This window comes from Hydrogenophaga sp. A37, from assembly GCF_002001205.1.
In the GTDB taxonomy this organism is placed as follows: Bacteria; Pseudomonadota; Gammaproteobacteria; order Burkholderiales; family Burkholderiaceae_C; genus Hydrogenophaga.
This window is the reverse complement of the sequence record NZ_MUNZ01000045.1, coordinates 1-13,059: the sequence shown is the minus strand read 5'-3', so window position 1 is coordinate 13,059 and position 13,059 is coordinate 1. Positions and strand designations below refer to the sequence as shown.

General features: G+C 63.8%; 18 protein-coding genes. 17 read left to right on the top strand and 1 reads right to left on the bottom strand.

Annotation, left to right across the window (positions count from 1 at the left end; genetic code table 11):
* Window positions 1-554: 2-oxo-4-hydroxy-4-carboxy-5-ureidoimidazoline decarboxylase (gene uraD, locus B0E41_RS01010; RefSeq protein ID WP_171984625.1), on the bottom strand; the 554-nt coding region annotated here is incomplete at its 3' end.
* Window positions 555-632: 78 nt separating this feature from the next.
* On the opposite strand from uraD, the gene B0E41_RS01005 reads away from it, so the two are divergent.
* The 17 genes from B0E41_RS01005 to B0E41_RS00930 form a co-directional block, all read left to right on the top strand.
* Entirely contained in the window at window positions 633-1,604 is a 972-nt protein-coding gene (locus B0E41_RS01005) for a LysR family transcriptional regulator (protein WP_077327859.1), read from the top strand.
* A gap of 69 nt (window positions 1,605-1,673) precedes the next feature.
* A complete protein-coding gene (locus B0E41_RS01000; RefSeq protein WP_077327856.1) occupies window positions 1,674-2,144 on the top strand; it encodes a Spy/CpxP family protein refolding chaperone in 471 nt (156 codons plus the stop codon).
* 23 nt (window positions 2,145-2,167) lie between these two features.
* Window positions 2,168-2,467, top strand: coding sequence for a hypothetical protein (locus B0E41_RS00995; RefSeq protein WP_077327853.1), 300 nt, complete (start codon window positions 2,168-2,170; stop codon window positions 2,465-2,467).
* A 4-nt stretch (window positions 2,468-2,471) separates the two neighbouring features.
* Window positions 2,472-3,173, top strand: coding sequence for a response regulator transcription factor (locus B0E41_RS00990; protein WP_077327850.1), 702 nt, complete (start codon window positions 2,472-2,474; stop codon window positions 3,171-3,173).
* Window positions 3,166-4,575, top strand: a complete 1,410-nt coding sequence (locus B0E41_RS00985; RefSeq protein ID WP_363350005.1) for a HAMP domain-containing sensor histidine kinase — start codon at window positions 3,166-3,168, stop codon at window positions 4,573-4,575. The genes B0E41_RS00990 and B0E41_RS00985 overlap by 8 nt, the downstream gene beginning before the upstream one ends.
* Window positions 4,576-4,668: 93 nt before the next feature.
* A complete protein-coding gene (locus B0E41_RS00980) occupies window positions 4,669-4,911 on the top strand; it encodes a hypothetical protein (protein WP_077327844.1) in 243 nt (80 codons plus the stop codon).
* A gap of 6 nt (window positions 4,912-4,917) precedes the next feature.
* Window positions 4,918-5,199 (top strand): type II toxin-antitoxin system RelE/ParE family toxin, encoded by a 282-nt coding sequence (locus B0E41_RS00975; RefSeq protein WP_077327841.1) that lies wholly within the window; start codon window positions 4,918-4,920, stop codon window positions 5,197-5,199.
* A gap of 75 nt (window positions 5,200-5,274) precedes the next feature.
* Window positions 5,275-7,053 (top strand): arsenical pump-driving ATPase, encoded by a 1,779-nt coding sequence (gene arsA, locus B0E41_RS00970; protein ID WP_143433605.1) that lies wholly within the window; start codon window positions 5,275-5,277, stop codon window positions 7,051-7,053.
* A gap of 38 nt (window positions 7,054-7,091) precedes the next feature.
* Window positions 7,092-8,066 (top strand): GSU2403 family nucleotidyltransferase fold protein, encoded by a 975-nt coding sequence (locus B0E41_RS00965; RefSeq protein ID WP_077327835.1) that lies wholly within the window; start codon window positions 7,092-7,094, stop codon window positions 8,064-8,066.
* Between the two features lie 46 nt (window positions 8,067-8,112).
* The gene (locus B0E41_RS00960) at window positions 8,113-8,817 is read left to right on the top strand and encodes a type I restriction endonuclease (protein WP_077327832.1); all 705 of its coding nucleotides are present in this window, start codon (window positions 8,113-8,115) and stop codon (window positions 8,815-8,817) included.
* Window positions 8,807-10,561: a Shedu anti-phage system protein SduA domain-containing protein gene (locus B0E41_RS00955; RefSeq protein ID WP_171984624.1), complete on the top strand. Its 1,755-nt coding sequence runs from the start codon at window positions 8,807-8,809 to the stop codon at window positions 10,559-10,561. The genes B0E41_RS00960 and B0E41_RS00955 overlap by 11 nt, the downstream gene beginning before the upstream one ends.
* 229 nt (window positions 10,562-10,790) lie before the next feature.
* Window positions 10,791-11,192: a type II toxin-antitoxin system MqsR family toxin gene (locus tag B0E41_RS26395; RefSeq protein WP_143433604.1), complete on the top strand. Its 402-nt coding sequence runs from the start codon at window positions 10,791-10,793 to the stop codon at window positions 11,190-11,192.
* Window positions 11,193-11,218: 26 nt separating this feature from the next.
* Window positions 11,219-11,812, top strand: coding sequence for a type II toxin-antitoxin system MqsA family antitoxin (locus B0E41_RS00945; RefSeq protein ID WP_077327825.1), 594 nt, complete (start codon window positions 11,219-11,221; stop codon window positions 11,810-11,812).
* Complete coding sequence (locus tag B0E41_RS00940) at window positions 11,803-12,225, top strand: hypothetical protein (protein ID WP_077327822.1); 423 nt, start codon at window positions 11,803-11,805, stop codon at window positions 12,223-12,225. Before B0E41_RS00945 ends, B0E41_RS00940 begins: the two co-directional genes overlap by 10 nt.
* Window positions 12,226-12,310: 85 nt before the next feature.
* Window positions 12,311-12,628 (top strand): helix-turn-helix transcriptional regulator, encoded by a 318-nt coding sequence (locus B0E41_RS00935; protein ID WP_077327818.1) that lies wholly within the window; start codon window positions 12,311-12,313, stop codon window positions 12,626-12,628.
* A 47-nt stretch (window positions 12,629-12,675) separates the two neighbouring features.
* Window positions 12,676-12,807: a hypothetical protein gene (locus B0E41_RS27695; RefSeq protein ID WP_290440824.1), complete on the top strand. Its 132-nt coding sequence runs from the start codon at window positions 12,676-12,678 to the stop codon at window positions 12,805-12,807.
* Between the two features lie 23 nt (window positions 12,808-12,830).
* A partial coding sequence (locus B0E41_RS00930) for a PPC domain-containing DNA-binding protein (RefSeq protein WP_143433603.1) occupies window positions 12,831-13,059 on the top strand: 229 nt, incomplete at its 3' end.

Below are 13,059 nucleotides of genomic sequence, written 5' to 3'. Positions count from 1 at the left end.
GACGAAAGGGGGGCGGGGGCGTCGGGCTGGACCACACGGGCCAGCCGTCCGCGCATGACTTCGCAGATCTGTTGCAAGGCGGTGTGGCGTTCGGTGGTTTCGTCCTGCGCCAGGCGCGCTTCGAAGGCCGCGAACACAGAGTCCAGCGTGTCGTGCAGCCGCAGCGCGGCGATGAAGGGGTAGCCGAAGCGCTCGCGGTAGCGCTGATTGAGCGCGGCGATGCGCTGCACGGTGGCGGCGTCCAGGTTCAGCAGGCCCAGGCGGGCCTGTTCGCTTTGCGAGTCCGTGGTCATGGTGCCCGCCTGGGCCTCCTGGCCCGCGAGTTCCGGGTGGGCGCACAACAGCGCCCGTTGTCGCGCCTCGTCGGCGCCGTGGATCACGCGGGCCATGGCGTTGAAGAGGGCGGCCTGGCTGGCGAACGGGCGCAGCGACCAGGCGCGCTCGGCGACCCAGGGCGAGTGCTCGACCACCGAGCCCAGCAGCGCATTGAACGCGGCTTCGTCCAGCGAACGGAGCTCGGTGATCGTCAAGGGGGTGGTGGGCGTGGAGGGCATCTTGGAACGCAGTTTGAGGTCGCTTTGCGTTGCCGTCCATCGCATAATTTGCTGTACTTCGTTCGAATAAACAGCACGATGAGCAAGCTCAACAGCCCCCTGCACCCGAAAGCGCTGCGCTATGTGGCGGCCGTGGCCCAACTGGGCTCGGTCCAGGCCGCCGCGCGCGAGGTGTCCATCTCCGCCTCGGCCATCGACCGCCAGATCCTGATTCTGGAAGAAGACCTGGGCGTGCCGCTGTTCGAGCGCCTGCCGCGCGGCATGCGGCTCACGGCGGCGGGCGAGCTGCTGCTGGCGCTGTCGCAGCGCTGGAAGGCCGACCTCAACCGCACGCTGTCCGACATCAAGCAGTTGCAGGGCGTCAACCACGGCCAGTTGCGCCTGGCCGCCATGGACAGCCACGCCAACGGCTTCCTGCCCGACTTCTTGCAGGCGGCGGCGCGCGAGCACCCGGGCATCGTGATCGACATCGAGATCGTCAGCCCCGACGAGGCCGTGACCCACCTGCTCAGCGGCGACGTGGACATCGCCGTGGCCTTCAACCTCAAGCCGCAGCGTGACCTGAATCTGATCTGGAGCGCCGAGCTGCCGCTGGGCTGCGCCGTGGCGGCTTCGCACCCGCTGGCCGCGCTGGCCGAGGTCGGCTTCAAGGACGTGGCGGCCTGGCCGCTGGCCGCGCAGAGCCGCGCCCTGGCGATCCGCCGCTACCTGGAGAAACGCCACGGCTGGCTGTTGCAGGAAGCGCGGCCGCCGCTGGTGACGAACTCGCTGCAGCTGGTCAAAAGCCTGGTGCGCAGCGGCAGCCACGTGGCGCTGACCTCGGAGCTGGATGTGGGCCCCGAGGTGCTCGACGGCAGCGTGGTGTTTGTGCCCCTGCGCGACCGCAACGCACAGGCGCAGAGCGTGTCGGTCGCCACCAGCGCCAGCCGCCCGCTGCCGCGCATTGCGCGCATCGTGGCCGAGTCGCTGGCGGTGCATGTGGACCTGCACCTGCAGCGCGTGCGCCAGGCCGGCGCCGAAACAAAACGAAATGAACCGCTACCGCGCTGACACCCTCGGCCTGCCGTGCCCCGGCACCATCACGGTCATGTTCAACAGCTTCCTGAAAGGGGCACCGTCATGAAATCCTGGATCAAACGCAGTCTCATCGGCTTTGCAGCCGCCACCGTCGTGCTCGGCGGCCTCACCGCCTGCGGCTCGCGCGGCGACCACGCCCGCGGCTGGAGCGACGAGCGCATCACCGAGGTGCGCGGCAAGGCCATCGAAAAAATCAGCAGCAAGCTCGAACTCAACGCCGAGCAGAAAGCCAAGCTGGCGGTGCTGGCAGACGAAATGATCGCCTCGCGCAAGGCCTTCAAGGGCGGCTCCGCCGACCCGCGCGCCGACATGAAGTCGCTGGTGGCGGGCGAGAAGTTTGACCGCGCCAAGGCCCAGGCCCTGCTCGATCAGAAGACCCAGGTGGTGCAGGGCAACGGCCCCAAGGTACTGGCCGCCTTTGGTGATTTCTACGACAGCCTGACCCCCGCGCAGCAACAGCAGGTGCGCGAAAAGATGGACCGCCGCGGCCATGGCTGGTGGGGCCGGGGCTGATCGCTCCACTGAAAGCACCGGCCATGTCGCCCGCTTTCGAACCCATCCACCACCTGGCCCAGCAAGGCCGGGTTCACGCCCCGGCCTTGCTGGCCGGCGCCGACGACCCGCACGCCGAGCTGCTGGCCATGGTCTGGGGCCCGCGCTTCGACCGCCAGCACGCGCTCGACCTCTGGGCCCGGCTGTCGTTGCAACAACCCGCTGAGGCGTTGCCGCTGCTGCCCGCGCTGCTCTCGGCCGCCGACCGCTTCGACAGCCTGGGCGTGCCGGTGCAGCACCGGCTGCGCCGCCTGATCGTGCGGCACCGTGCCCTGTCAGAATGACCCGATGAACCGCATCCTGCTGATCGACGACGACGAACAACTCGGCCCACCGCTGGCGGTGTATTTTCAGCGCTTCGAGCTGCAACTGGTGCACGCCACCCGGCCGAGCGAAGGCCTGGAGCGGCTGCGCAGCGGCGGCTTTGACGCCGCCATCCTCGACGTGATGCTGCCCGAGATGGACGGCTTCGAACTCTGCCGCACCATCCGCAAAGACAGCGACATTCCCATCATCATGCTCACCGCGCGCGGTGAGGTGATGGACCGCATCGTCGGGCTGGAGATCGGTGCCGACGACTACCTGCCCAAGCCCTTCGAGCCGCGCGAACTGGTGGCGCGCATCCAGACCGTGCTGCGCCGCCTGAAGCCCAACGGCAACGGGCACACGCCCGCCATGAGCGCGGCGCCCACGCTGCGCTTTGACGGGCTGGAGATCGACACCGCGCGCCGCAGCGTGACCCGCGCGGGTGAAACCATCGAACTCACCGGCACCGAATACGAGTTGCTGCTGTTGCTGGCCCGCGAGCCGGGCAAGGTGTTCAGCCGCGACGACATCCTCAACCAGCTGCGCGGCCACGAGGCCGATCTCTACACCCGCGCGGTGGACATCGTGGTCAGCCGCCTGCGCAAGAAGTTGGAGCCGCTGGACTGCATCAAGACCCTGCGCAACGCGGGCTACTCGCTCGCGCTGCGGCGCCTGAATGTGTGACCCCGACATGACCGACGCCCCATCCCGCACAACTTCGTCGTGGAAGCGCGCCAAACACCGCATCGCGCACTCCATCAAGCTGCGCATGGTGCTGGTGTTCCTGCTGCTCGCGGCGGGCATGACCTTCGTGTTTTTCACCGGTGCTCAGAAGGCGTTTTCCATGGGCTGGCGCGAAGCCGCGCGCCCGCTGCTGATGGACTACGTGGACCGCATCGCCGCCGAGATCACGAACGGTGGTCAGCCCAGCGTGGAGCGCGCCCTGGCCGTCACCGAGCGCCTGCCGCTCACCGTGCGCATCGCCGGGCCGCAGGTGAACTGGGCCTCGCACCCCGGCCAGGCCGAGTCGGACTGGATGCGCGACAAACCCGATGACGGCGGGCCGCGCAACGGAGAGAAATGGGGAAACGGCAAAGACTGGAACGGCATCCTCCAGCGCGAAACCGCCGACGGGCACACCCTTCAGTTCGGCATCAATGAGGAGGTGTTCGTGCGCCGCCCGCGCCTGATCGGTTACGCGCTCACCTCGTTGCTCGTGCTCACGCTGCTGGCCTGGCTCTACGTGCGCCGCCTGCTCAAGCCGCTGGACGCCATTGGCGAAGGCGCTCGCCGCTTCGGTGCGGGCGACTTCAGCCAGCCCATCCCTGAGCGCTGCCTGCACGGCCCCGACGAGTTGGGCGAGCTGGCCCTCACCATCAACACCATGGGCCGCGACATCCACCAGATGCTCGAAGCCAAACGCGCGCTGTTGCTCGCCATCAGTCACGAGCTGCGCAGCCCGCTCACGCGTGCGCGGCTCAACACCGAGCTGCTGCCCGAAAGCGCGGAGGTGAACCCGCAGCGCGATGCCCTGATGCGCGACTTGAAGGAAATGGCCGGCCTCATCACCGACCTGCTGGAGAGCGAGCGCCTGTCGGCCAAACATGCCGCGCTGCAGCGCGAGCCGGTGGCGCTCGTGGCGCTCGCCAAAGAGGTTGTGGCCGATGTGCTCGCGCGCCAGCCTTCGCGCCCCGACGCCAGGGTCGAGATCAGCTTGCACATCGACCCTGGCCTGCCCACGCTGGCGCTCGACCCGGCGCGCATCCGCCTCCTGCTGCGCAACCTGCTCGACAACGCACTGCGCCACAGCGCGGGCACGCCGCTGCCGCCCGAGCTGCACCTGCGCGCCGAAGGCAAGGGCATCCAGATCGAGGTGCGCGACCACGGCCCCGGCGTGCCCGACGACCAGATCCCCCACCTGGCCGAGCCCTTCTTCCGCCCCGACACCGCGCGCACCCGCGCCCAGGGCGGCGTGGGTCTGGGGCTGTACCTCTGCAAGCTGGTGGCGCAGGCGCACGGCGGTACGTTTGCCGTGCGCAATGCACGGCCGGGGTTGGCGGTCACGGTGACGCTGCCGGGCGACTGAGAGGCGCTTCGCCGGTCGTGAACCGCCTTGGATGGATTGACACAACGTTTGTGTGACGTACACTGAAGACGCATGAATTGCGAGGGGAGCCCCATGTCAACCGCCGAAAAAATCCTCAACGTCCGACTGCCTGTTGAACTCCATGCCCAGTTGGAACAGCTGGTGCAAGCCACGGGCCGCACCAAGAGCTTTCTGACGGTTGAGGCTCTCAAGAGTTACGTCAGCCAGGAGCAATGGCAAATTGCGGATATTCAAGCTGGGATGGACGAAGCCGATCGAGGCGACTTCGCCAGCGCCGAAGAAGTGAGCGCCGTGTTTGCCAAATTCGGGCACTGATCCAACGTGGATATTCGCTGGACCCGCACGGCACTGGCCAATCTGGATGCCATTGCCGACTACATCGCCCGCGACAACCCGGGGCGAGCCAATTCCTTTGTCGGCGAGATGAAAGCCAAGACCGAGCGACTGGCCGAATTTCCCGCCATGGGGCGTCCCGGTCGTGTTCCCGGCACGCGAGAGCTCGTCGTCCACGACAACTATGTCGTTCCCTACCGTGTGAAGGACGGCATGGTGCAAATCCTTCGTGTGCAACACGTGGCGCGGCTTTGGCCAAAGCAGTTCTAGCCCCACCCGCAGCACCTTCTGCTGCGCTTGATGCGCATCAGCCCCGCGTCTCACCCCGTGTGTCATGCTGAAAACATGAACACCCCCACGCTGCCCGGCTTCGCCACCGCACCCACCCGCTTCCTGTTTTTCACCGGCAAGGGAGGCGTCGGCAAAACCTCGCTCTCCACGGCCACCGCCATCGCGCTGGCCGACGCGGGCCAGCGTGTACTGCTGGTCAGCACCGACGCGGCGTCGAACCTCGACGAAATGCTCGGCGTGCCGTTGTCCAACCGGCCGGTGCACGTGCCCGGTGTGCCGGGGCTGCAGATGCTCAATATCGACCCCGACACCGCCGCCGAGGCCTACCGCCAGCGCGTGCTCGCGCAGCTCGAAGCCAGCGCCAGCGACGACGAGCGCCAGACCGTGCGCGAACAGCTCTCGGGCGCGTGCACCACCGAGATCGCCGCCTTCGACGAATTCGCCGCGCTGCTGGCGGGCGAGGGCATCGACGGCGGTGTCGACCACGTGGTCTTCGACACCGCGCCCACCGGCCACACCCTGCGCCTCCTGAGCCTGCCCAAGGCCTGGACCGGCTTCCTCGCCGGCAACGACCGCGGCGCCTCCTGCCTCGGCCCGCACTCGGGCCTGAAGATGCAGGAAGCGCGCTTCAACGCCGCGCTGCAGGCGCTGAGCGACCCCGCGCTCACCACCGTGGTGCTCGTCACCCGGCCCGACCCGCGCCCCATGCAGGAAGCCGCGCGCACCGCCGAAGAACTCAGCCAGCTCGGCCTGGCCAACCAGCGCCTCGCCGTCAACGGCGTGTTCCACGCCATCAGCGCCAACGACCCCATTGCCAACGCCATCGAAGCGCTGGGCCGCCAGGCCTTGCGCGAGATGCCCGACGCGCTCGCCCGCCTGCCGCGCGACGAGGTGCCGCTGCGCGCCTTCGACACCGTGGGCCTGCCGGCGCTGCGGGCGTTGTTGCAAGGCGGTGAAGTGACCGCCCCTGCTCCCGCATCTTCCGTACCCGTGCTGCCCGCCGAGCCGCTGTCCAGAATGGCTGACGAGCTCGCCGCCGTGGGACACGGCCTCATCATGGTCATGGGCAAAGGCGGCGTGGGCAAGACCACCATCGCCGCCGCGCTCGCCGTCGGTCTGGTGCAGCGCGGCCACAGCGTTCACCTCACCACCACCGACCCGGCGGCCCACGTGGCCGAAGCGTTGGACGGCAGCCTCGACGGCCTCAAGGTCGGGCGCATCGACCCCAAGGCTGAGACAGCGGCCTACATCAACAAGATCATGGCCACGCGCGGCAAGGACCTGGATCAACAAGGCCAGGCCCTGCTGCTCGAAGACCTGCAGTCGCCCTGCACCGAAGAGGTGGCCGTGTTCCACGCCTTCAGCCGCGTGGTCAACGAAGCGCGCAGCGCCTTCGTTGTGCTCGACACCGCGCCCACCGGCCACAGCCTGCTGCTCATGGACGCCACCGGCGCCTACCACCGGCAGATGGTGCGGCAGTACGAAGGCAAGACCGAAGGCAAAGGCCTGCACATCATCACGCCGCTCATGCGCCTGCAAGACGGCAGCATGACGCGCGTGATCATCGTCACCCTGCCCGAAGTCACCCCGGTCAGCCAGGCCGCCGCGCTGCAGGACGACCTGCGCCGCGCCCAGATCGAACCCTGGGCCTGGGTCATCAACAAAAGCATCGCCGCCACCGGCACGACAGACCCGCTGCTGCAGGCGCGGCTGGCGGGCGAAATACGGCAGACCGAGCGGATCGCGGGTGGGTTGGCGAAGAGGACGTTTGTGCTGCCTTGGTTGCCGCAGGCGCCGGTGGGGGTGGCGGCGCTGGGGGTGTTGGTCAAATAGATGTTGATTTAATTGAATTTTCCGTATAAATTGAATTTATGGAATTTGTACGGAAAACCATTGAATTTCAAGACATTGGCGACGACGCCCGGCGCCAATACATCGACGCCCGCGCCAGCTTTCAGGCGCTCGAAGCCGCCGAGGCCCAGGCCGCCACGGTGCGCGGCGGTATGTACTGGAAAACCACCAACGGCACCGATTACCTGGTGCGCACCAGCGCGGGCAACGCGCAGAAAAGCCTGGGGCCGCGCAACGCAGAAACCGAAGCCATGTTCGCCGCCTTCACCGCCCGCAAGGCAACGGCACAAGCCCGCGTCAAAGACCTGAGCGACACACTCACGCGCCACCAGCGCATGAACCGCGCGCTGTTCGTCGGTCGCGTGCCCACCATCGTCATCGACATCCTCAACATGCTGCACCGCTCAGGCATTGCCGAGCATTTCACCTTGGTCGGCACCCATGCCCTGTATGCCTACGAGGCCGCTGCGGGCGTGCGCGTGGAGAGCGCCGCCGTTGCCACGCGCGACGTGGACCTGCTTTGGGACACGCGCAAACACCTCAAATTCACCACCCAGCTCAAGCGCCTGGACTCGTCCATGCTCGCACTGCTGCGCAAGGTGGACAAAACATTCACCCTCATCGATGACCAGCTCTACACCGCCGTCAACAGCAAAGGCTTCGAGGTCGACATCCTGCGCCGCGAAGCGAAAGAGCAAGACCCGCACCCCGTCAAGTTGACCGATGCCGAAGAAGACTTCTGGGTCGTGCAGGCCCGCAACGCCGAGCATCTGGTGAGCGCACCGCGCTTCTCCGCCATGGTCGTGGGCACCACCGGCCACATGGCCCGCATGAACACCGTGCACCCCATGGCCTTCGTCGGCTTCAAACGCTGGCTCGCGCAGCGGCCCGACCGCGATCCCTTCAAAACCAGCCGGGACCAGCTGCAGGCCGACACGGTGGAGCAACTGGTGGGGGAATACCTGCCGCAGCTGACGACGCCGGCTTCCCGTTGAGCACCCCTAGAATGCAACAAGAGGAAACAACGACAAAGCCCACCGCATGACGCCCGAGGCCCGCGCCCGCCAGACCATCGACGCGTTGCTCACCGCAGCGGGCTGGCACGTCTGCAATGTGGCCAACGCCAACATCCATGCCGGTGGTGGCGCCGGCAAAGGCGTGGCCATCCGGGAGTTCCCGCTCAACCCCGGCCACGGCTTCGCTGACTACCTGCTCTACGTCAACGGCAAAGCCTGCGGCGTGATCGAAGCCAAGAAGGAAGGCGCCACCTTGAGCGGGGTAGAGGTGCAAAGCGCCCGCTACGCCCAGGGCCTGCCCGCCGCCTTGCCCGCCTGGCGCCGCCCGCTGCCCTTTGTGTTCGAGTCCACCGGGGTCGAAACCCGCTTCACCAACGGGCTGGACCCCGCGCCGCGCGCCCGCCCACTGTTTGCCTTCTTCCGGCCCGAGCTGCTGCTCCAGTGGTTGATCTATTTGCCGGCTCAGGCGGGTTCCGCTGCCACCGCCAGCGAGACCGACCAGGCGCCAACCTTCCTCGCCCGCCTGCAGCACATGCCCTCGCTGGTCACCGAATGGGGCCAGGGCGGCGCCAACTACCAGCTCTGGCCGGCGCAGATCAAGGCCATTCAAAATCTGGAAACCAGCCTCGCCGCCAACAAGCCCAAGGTCCTAATCCAGCTGGCACGGAGCCGCAGTCCTCGTCGAACAAACTATGAGTTACTTAAATCAGGGGGAGTTGATGGCAAATAAGGCAAATTTCAAAGTTGACCCGAAGCTCGCAAGCTTGCTTGGTGAGGGTTACCGATCTACAGAGCATGCACTCAAAGAACTGATCGACAACGCGTGGGATGCGGATGCGACCAAATTGACGGTCGCATTACCCGACGCCATGACGGATTCACCGATTATCGTTTCGGACAACGGCAGCGGCATGACAGAACAGGAATTGCTGAACGAATATCTCGTCGTTGCGAATGACCGCCGTTCTCGGAAAGGTGATCAGACCGCAACTTTGAAACGTCGGGTCAAGGGGCGCAAAGGGATTGGAAAATTCGCTGGCCTGATGGTTGCAGGGATCATGGAAATCGAAACCACCGCGCGGGGTCGTACGACACGCGTCGTTGTTTCAAAAGAAAACCTTATGAACGCTGCACGCGACTTGGAGCGATTCGATTTGCCGATCACGGTACGTGACGCTGCTAGGGATGCGCATGGGACGACGGTGACTCTGTGCGAACTTAATCAACGCTTCACCTTTCCTCTCCCGGAAAAACTGAAGGGCCTATTAGTTGTTGAATATGGGCGCGAGGCTGACTTTGATGTCAAGGTCAACGGCGTTGGCCTTGGCCTTGATGACCTTCAGGGAAGCAGTTATTCACACAACCAGGCTGTGCCGGATGCTGGTGCCATTCGTCTGTCCTACAAGGTGGCCGATAGTACTCAAGTGATTAAACAGGCGGGAATTGCTATTCGGGTAGGGGGGAAGATAGTTGGGCGCCCAAGTTTTTTTGGACTTGAAGATGATCCAGAAGTGCCTTCTAAGCTCCTGCGAAAGCTATATGGGGAAGTTGAAGCGGACAGTCTGTTGGACGGGGTTACGGCGGACTGGGGTGATATCGTTGAAAACGACAAGGCATATCAAGCAATCAAGCCCGTGATTCAAGCGCACATCAAGACCGCCCTTAGCGAGGTCTTTGCGAAGGAAATGAACCTTCAACGCGCGAGGCTCCAACAGCAACTAAACGCCAGATTAGCAAAGCTGCCTGAATATCGCCAGCGCTATGCTCGGCTTGCGCTGGAAAAAGTTATGAAGCGTTTCTATGGGGAAAGCGAAGAGCGCATTGAAACAGTGGCATCCGTCGTCTTGGATGCGCTAGAAAAAGATGAGTATTGGTCAATCCTTCAGCACATTAACGAAAGCCCAGGCGGAGACATTGAGGCACTTGCCGTTGCCTTGACAGAGTTCGGCCTAGTGGACATGGCACAAATGGCGAACCAGACTATGAGCCGTTTGCAACTGCTGGATCATCTGGATGGGCTCGTTCGGAACCCTGCCACGCAAGAGAAGACCATTCATCAAATCATCGAGAAGAATCTGTGGCTGCTTGGCATGGGGTATGCATCTATCGCATCTAACAAGACAACCGCGAAAACAATTCAGGAATACACAGATACCAAGTTTTCAGGAAAACGCGCTTCAAAGCGGCCCGATCTATTTCTGGCGCAGCGTCTCTCTGGTGAATATCTTTTGATTGAGTTCAAACGCCCTTCAGACGAGATTACGCGTGACAACCAGCGACAAGCTGCGGAATATCGCGATGACTTGGAGCCGCGCTTTGGGAGCATAGAAATTTTGTTACTTGGTAAGGCCCGTGATGCAACTACCCAACCCCACAATGACCTACCGAGACTGAAAGTGTTTGGGTATGAAGCACTTGTGAGCGCAGCAAGGACGCAGCTCGACTGGTTGCTACGCCAATTGGCTGATGCGTAAGTACTTGGCGAAGCATTGGCAATGAATATTGACTTACATGATCGTGCTGCGCTGATTGATGCGATAACGGTTGGCGCCGATAGACCAGTTGCATGTCGCAGCGCCAACGGGCGCATTGAGTGGAAGGATGCGCAGGGGCGCCACTTTGAAGGCGCTGCAGGAGGCGGAACTGGGTTGATGCTGTTGAAAAATACAGTTATTCCGGGTTGTCGCCTCTAAAATTACCATTATGGTAACTTTTCTCATCGTTTCAGAGTACAGTGGCGGTCCGACGCCGGGCGACCGGGTCAAGATCGGCGGTGGGCCGTTGTATCCGCTGGACCGGGTCCAGGGACTGGTGACCAAGTCCGGAAGTGTTTTCCTGTGGACGACCAAGTGTCGGCGCGATGTGCCGAACTTGGGATGGGACGAGGACGATGTGGCCGAGCTGATTAAGAGTTTGAAGCCGGGTGACTACAAGGATTCCGAGTGGTGTGGCAACGGCAAGGCGTGGGCAGCGTGCGATGCCTACACCATCCGGCGCCGCGAGTGGGTCGAAACAGCCCGCAAAGAGATGACGGTGGAGTATTTCTTGAAGTTTGCGATTGGCAAGACGGGTGCATTGGTGCTGATGGTGTCTTGCCATACCTGAGCGAACCACAAGACCAGGAGGTCTGTATGAATGACAAAACACTGTGCCCCATTTGCGGGGCAGGCCACGTGACCGATCACGTGGAGCAAGCGGAAGCTGAATACAAGGGGCACAAGGTCCAGGTGCCATCGCACTATCAGCTGTGCGACGCGTGCGGGTCCGACTTTGCTGGCGCGGCCGAGATGCGCGCCAACAAGCGGGCGGTGATGACGTTTCGCAAGCAGGTCGATGGCTTGTTGACCGGTACCGAGATCGCCGCACTCCGCGCGCGCTACAAGCTCAACCAGAAGCAGGCAGCGCGGCTGTTTGGCGGCGGGCCGGTGGCGTTCAGCAAGTACGAGAACGACGACGTGGCGCACTCCGAGGCCATGGACAAGCTGCTGCGCCTAGTGCTGCGCAGCGAAGAGGCATTCTGGGCTCTTGTCGAGCAGGAAGGCATGACCGCTGAACTGCGCCCGGCCAAGCCGGCGGCGCAAATCGTGTTCGCGCGGAAGATCTCCAGCAACGTGATCACTGCCAATTTCGGCAATGGTGGCTTCCGGCCCTCGCCGACGGTTGGCATGCATGCCTATCCGGTGGCGGATCATGAAGGTGAACCTCAGGAGCGGTTATGGATGTAGTCGAGCAGCGTCCGCGTCTGGTGTCGTTGAGGGTTACGCAGTTTCGAGGCGACAACAGCGCGCCCGCTCCAGCGCCGCAGAAGCTGAGTCTGGAACTCAGGCAGGACATTGAGGTTGGTTTGGGTACGTCGGCCAACGCGGATGGCCCGCTGCTGGCATTGGTCAATGTTGCGCTGCATGCCACGGCCAAGGCCCCTGACGGTACTGATATAGGCGCCTTTTTTGAAGGTCGTTACGAAGGCAAGTTCGAGTACCCGGCCGGTGTGACCGAAGAGCTGATCGGTCCGCGTTTCGCCATGGAGCCATATCAGTACGTACTGGTGGCTCAGGTGGTTCCCTTGGCCATGACGCATTTCCGTCGCGAACTGCAGGCCATGGGTCTGGATGCTCGCGAGCTGCCGTTGGGTTTGTGACCGGGCTGAGGAGCCGTCGAATCTTCATGGCCGTGGTTGTGTGGTGCTGGGCCTCAGCGCTATTTGATTTGAGCGAGTACATGAGATGGCACACAAACCCTTGTTTGGCGACCTGATTACAGCGCACGAAGGCCTGACTGAAGAGTTGAAGGTTGTGGGCGCGGCGGCCGACCTGACCTTGCTGCTGAATCACGCTGGCGTTTCGCGGGCCGATCTGGCCCGCAAGCTGGGGTGGAGCCGGGCGCGTGTGTCGCAGGTGCTGGCTGGGCAAGAAAACACCACGGTGCAAACCATCACAGCAGTGGCAGAAGCACTCGGGTACACGTTTGACACGGTGTTCCACAGGCCGATGTATCGGCTGCATCGCAACGCTGAACCCAGTGGATGTCTGCCAGAAAGCTAGGTCCGGCTCGATCTATATGCAATATGCAGTTTGAATAAACTGGAGTAATGGCTGACAGCGACAACCTGCCGGCGCCGGGCGTGATCGCGCAGGAGATCGTGGAAGACCTGCAGGCGGCGCTGGAGCAGTTCAAGCTGATTGCGGGCGACTTGGGCGCTGACGTGATCGAGGAAGTCTGAGCTCGTTGGACAGGAAGAATCCCATGAAAACACTCCCCCTCCGCCTCACCCCCGGCCAGGACCTGCGCGAAGCGCTCGAAGCCGCCGTGCGCGCCCAGGGTTGCCAGGCGGCGTTCGTGCTCTCGGGCGTCGGCAGTCTGGTGGATGCGCGCATCCGCTTCGCCGGGGCGGACGAGCCGCTGTGCATCTGCGGGGACTCGGAAATCCTGAGTCTGTCGGGCACGGTGGGGGTGGGTGCTGCGGGCGATGCCG

Bases quoted from the DNA above. Each gene is read 5' to 3' on its own strand.
- B0E41_RS01005 (WP_077327859.1), top strand. From the start codon at position 633: ATGAGCAAGCTCAACAGCCCCCTGCACCCGAAAGCGCTGCGCTATGTG.
- B0E41_RS01000 (WP_077327856.1), top strand. From the start codon at position 1,674: ATGAAATCCTGGATCAAACGCAGTCTCATCGGCTTTGCAGCCGCCACC.
- B0E41_RS00995 (WP_077327853.1), top strand. From the start codon at position 2,168: ATGTCGCCCGCTTTCGAACCCATCCACCACCTGGCCCAGCAAGGCCGG.
- B0E41_RS00990 (WP_077327850.1), top strand. From the start codon at position 2,472: ATGAACCGCATCCTGCTGATCGACGACGACGAACAACTCGGCCCACCG.
- B0E41_RS00985 (WP_363350005.1), top strand. From the start codon at position 3,166: ATGTGTGACCCCGACATGACCGACGCCCCATCCCGCACAACTTCGTCG.
- B0E41_RS00980 (WP_077327844.1), top strand. From the start codon at position 4,669: ATGTCAACCGCCGAAAAAATCCTCAACGTCCGACTGCCTGTTGAACTC.
- arsA (WP_143433605.1), top strand. From the start codon at position 5,275: ATGAACACCCCCACGCTGCCCGGCTTCGCCACCGCACCCACCCGCTTC.
- B0E41_RS00965 (WP_077327835.1), top strand. From the start codon at position 7,092: ATGGAATTTGTACGGAAAACCATTGAATTTCAAGACATTGGCGACGAC.
- B0E41_RS00960 (WP_077327832.1), top strand. From the start codon at position 8,113: ATGACGCCCGAGGCCCGCGCCCGCCAGACCATCGACGCGTTGCTCACC.
- B0E41_RS00955 (WP_171984624.1), top strand. From the start codon at position 8,807: ATGGCAAATAAGGCAAATTTCAAAGTTGACCCGAAGCTCGCAAGCTTG.
- B0E41_RS26395 (WP_143433604.1), top strand. From the start codon at position 10,791: ATGGTAACTTTTCTCATCGTTTCAGAGTACAGTGGCGGTCCGACGCCG.
- B0E41_RS00945 (WP_077327825.1), top strand. From the start codon at position 11,219: ATGAATGACAAAACACTGTGCCCCATTTGCGGGGCAGGCCACGTGACC.
- B0E41_RS00940 (WP_077327822.1), top strand. From the start codon at position 11,803: ATGGATGTAGTCGAGCAGCGTCCGCGTCTGGTGTCGTTGAGGGTTACG.
- B0E41_RS00935 (WP_077327818.1), top strand. From the start codon at position 12,311: ATGGCACACAAACCCTTGTTTGGCGACCTGATTACAGCGCACGAAGGC.
- B0E41_RS27695 (WP_290440824.1), top strand. From the start codon at position 12,676: ATGGCTGACAGCGACAACCTGCCGGCGCCGGGCGTGATCGCGCAGGAG.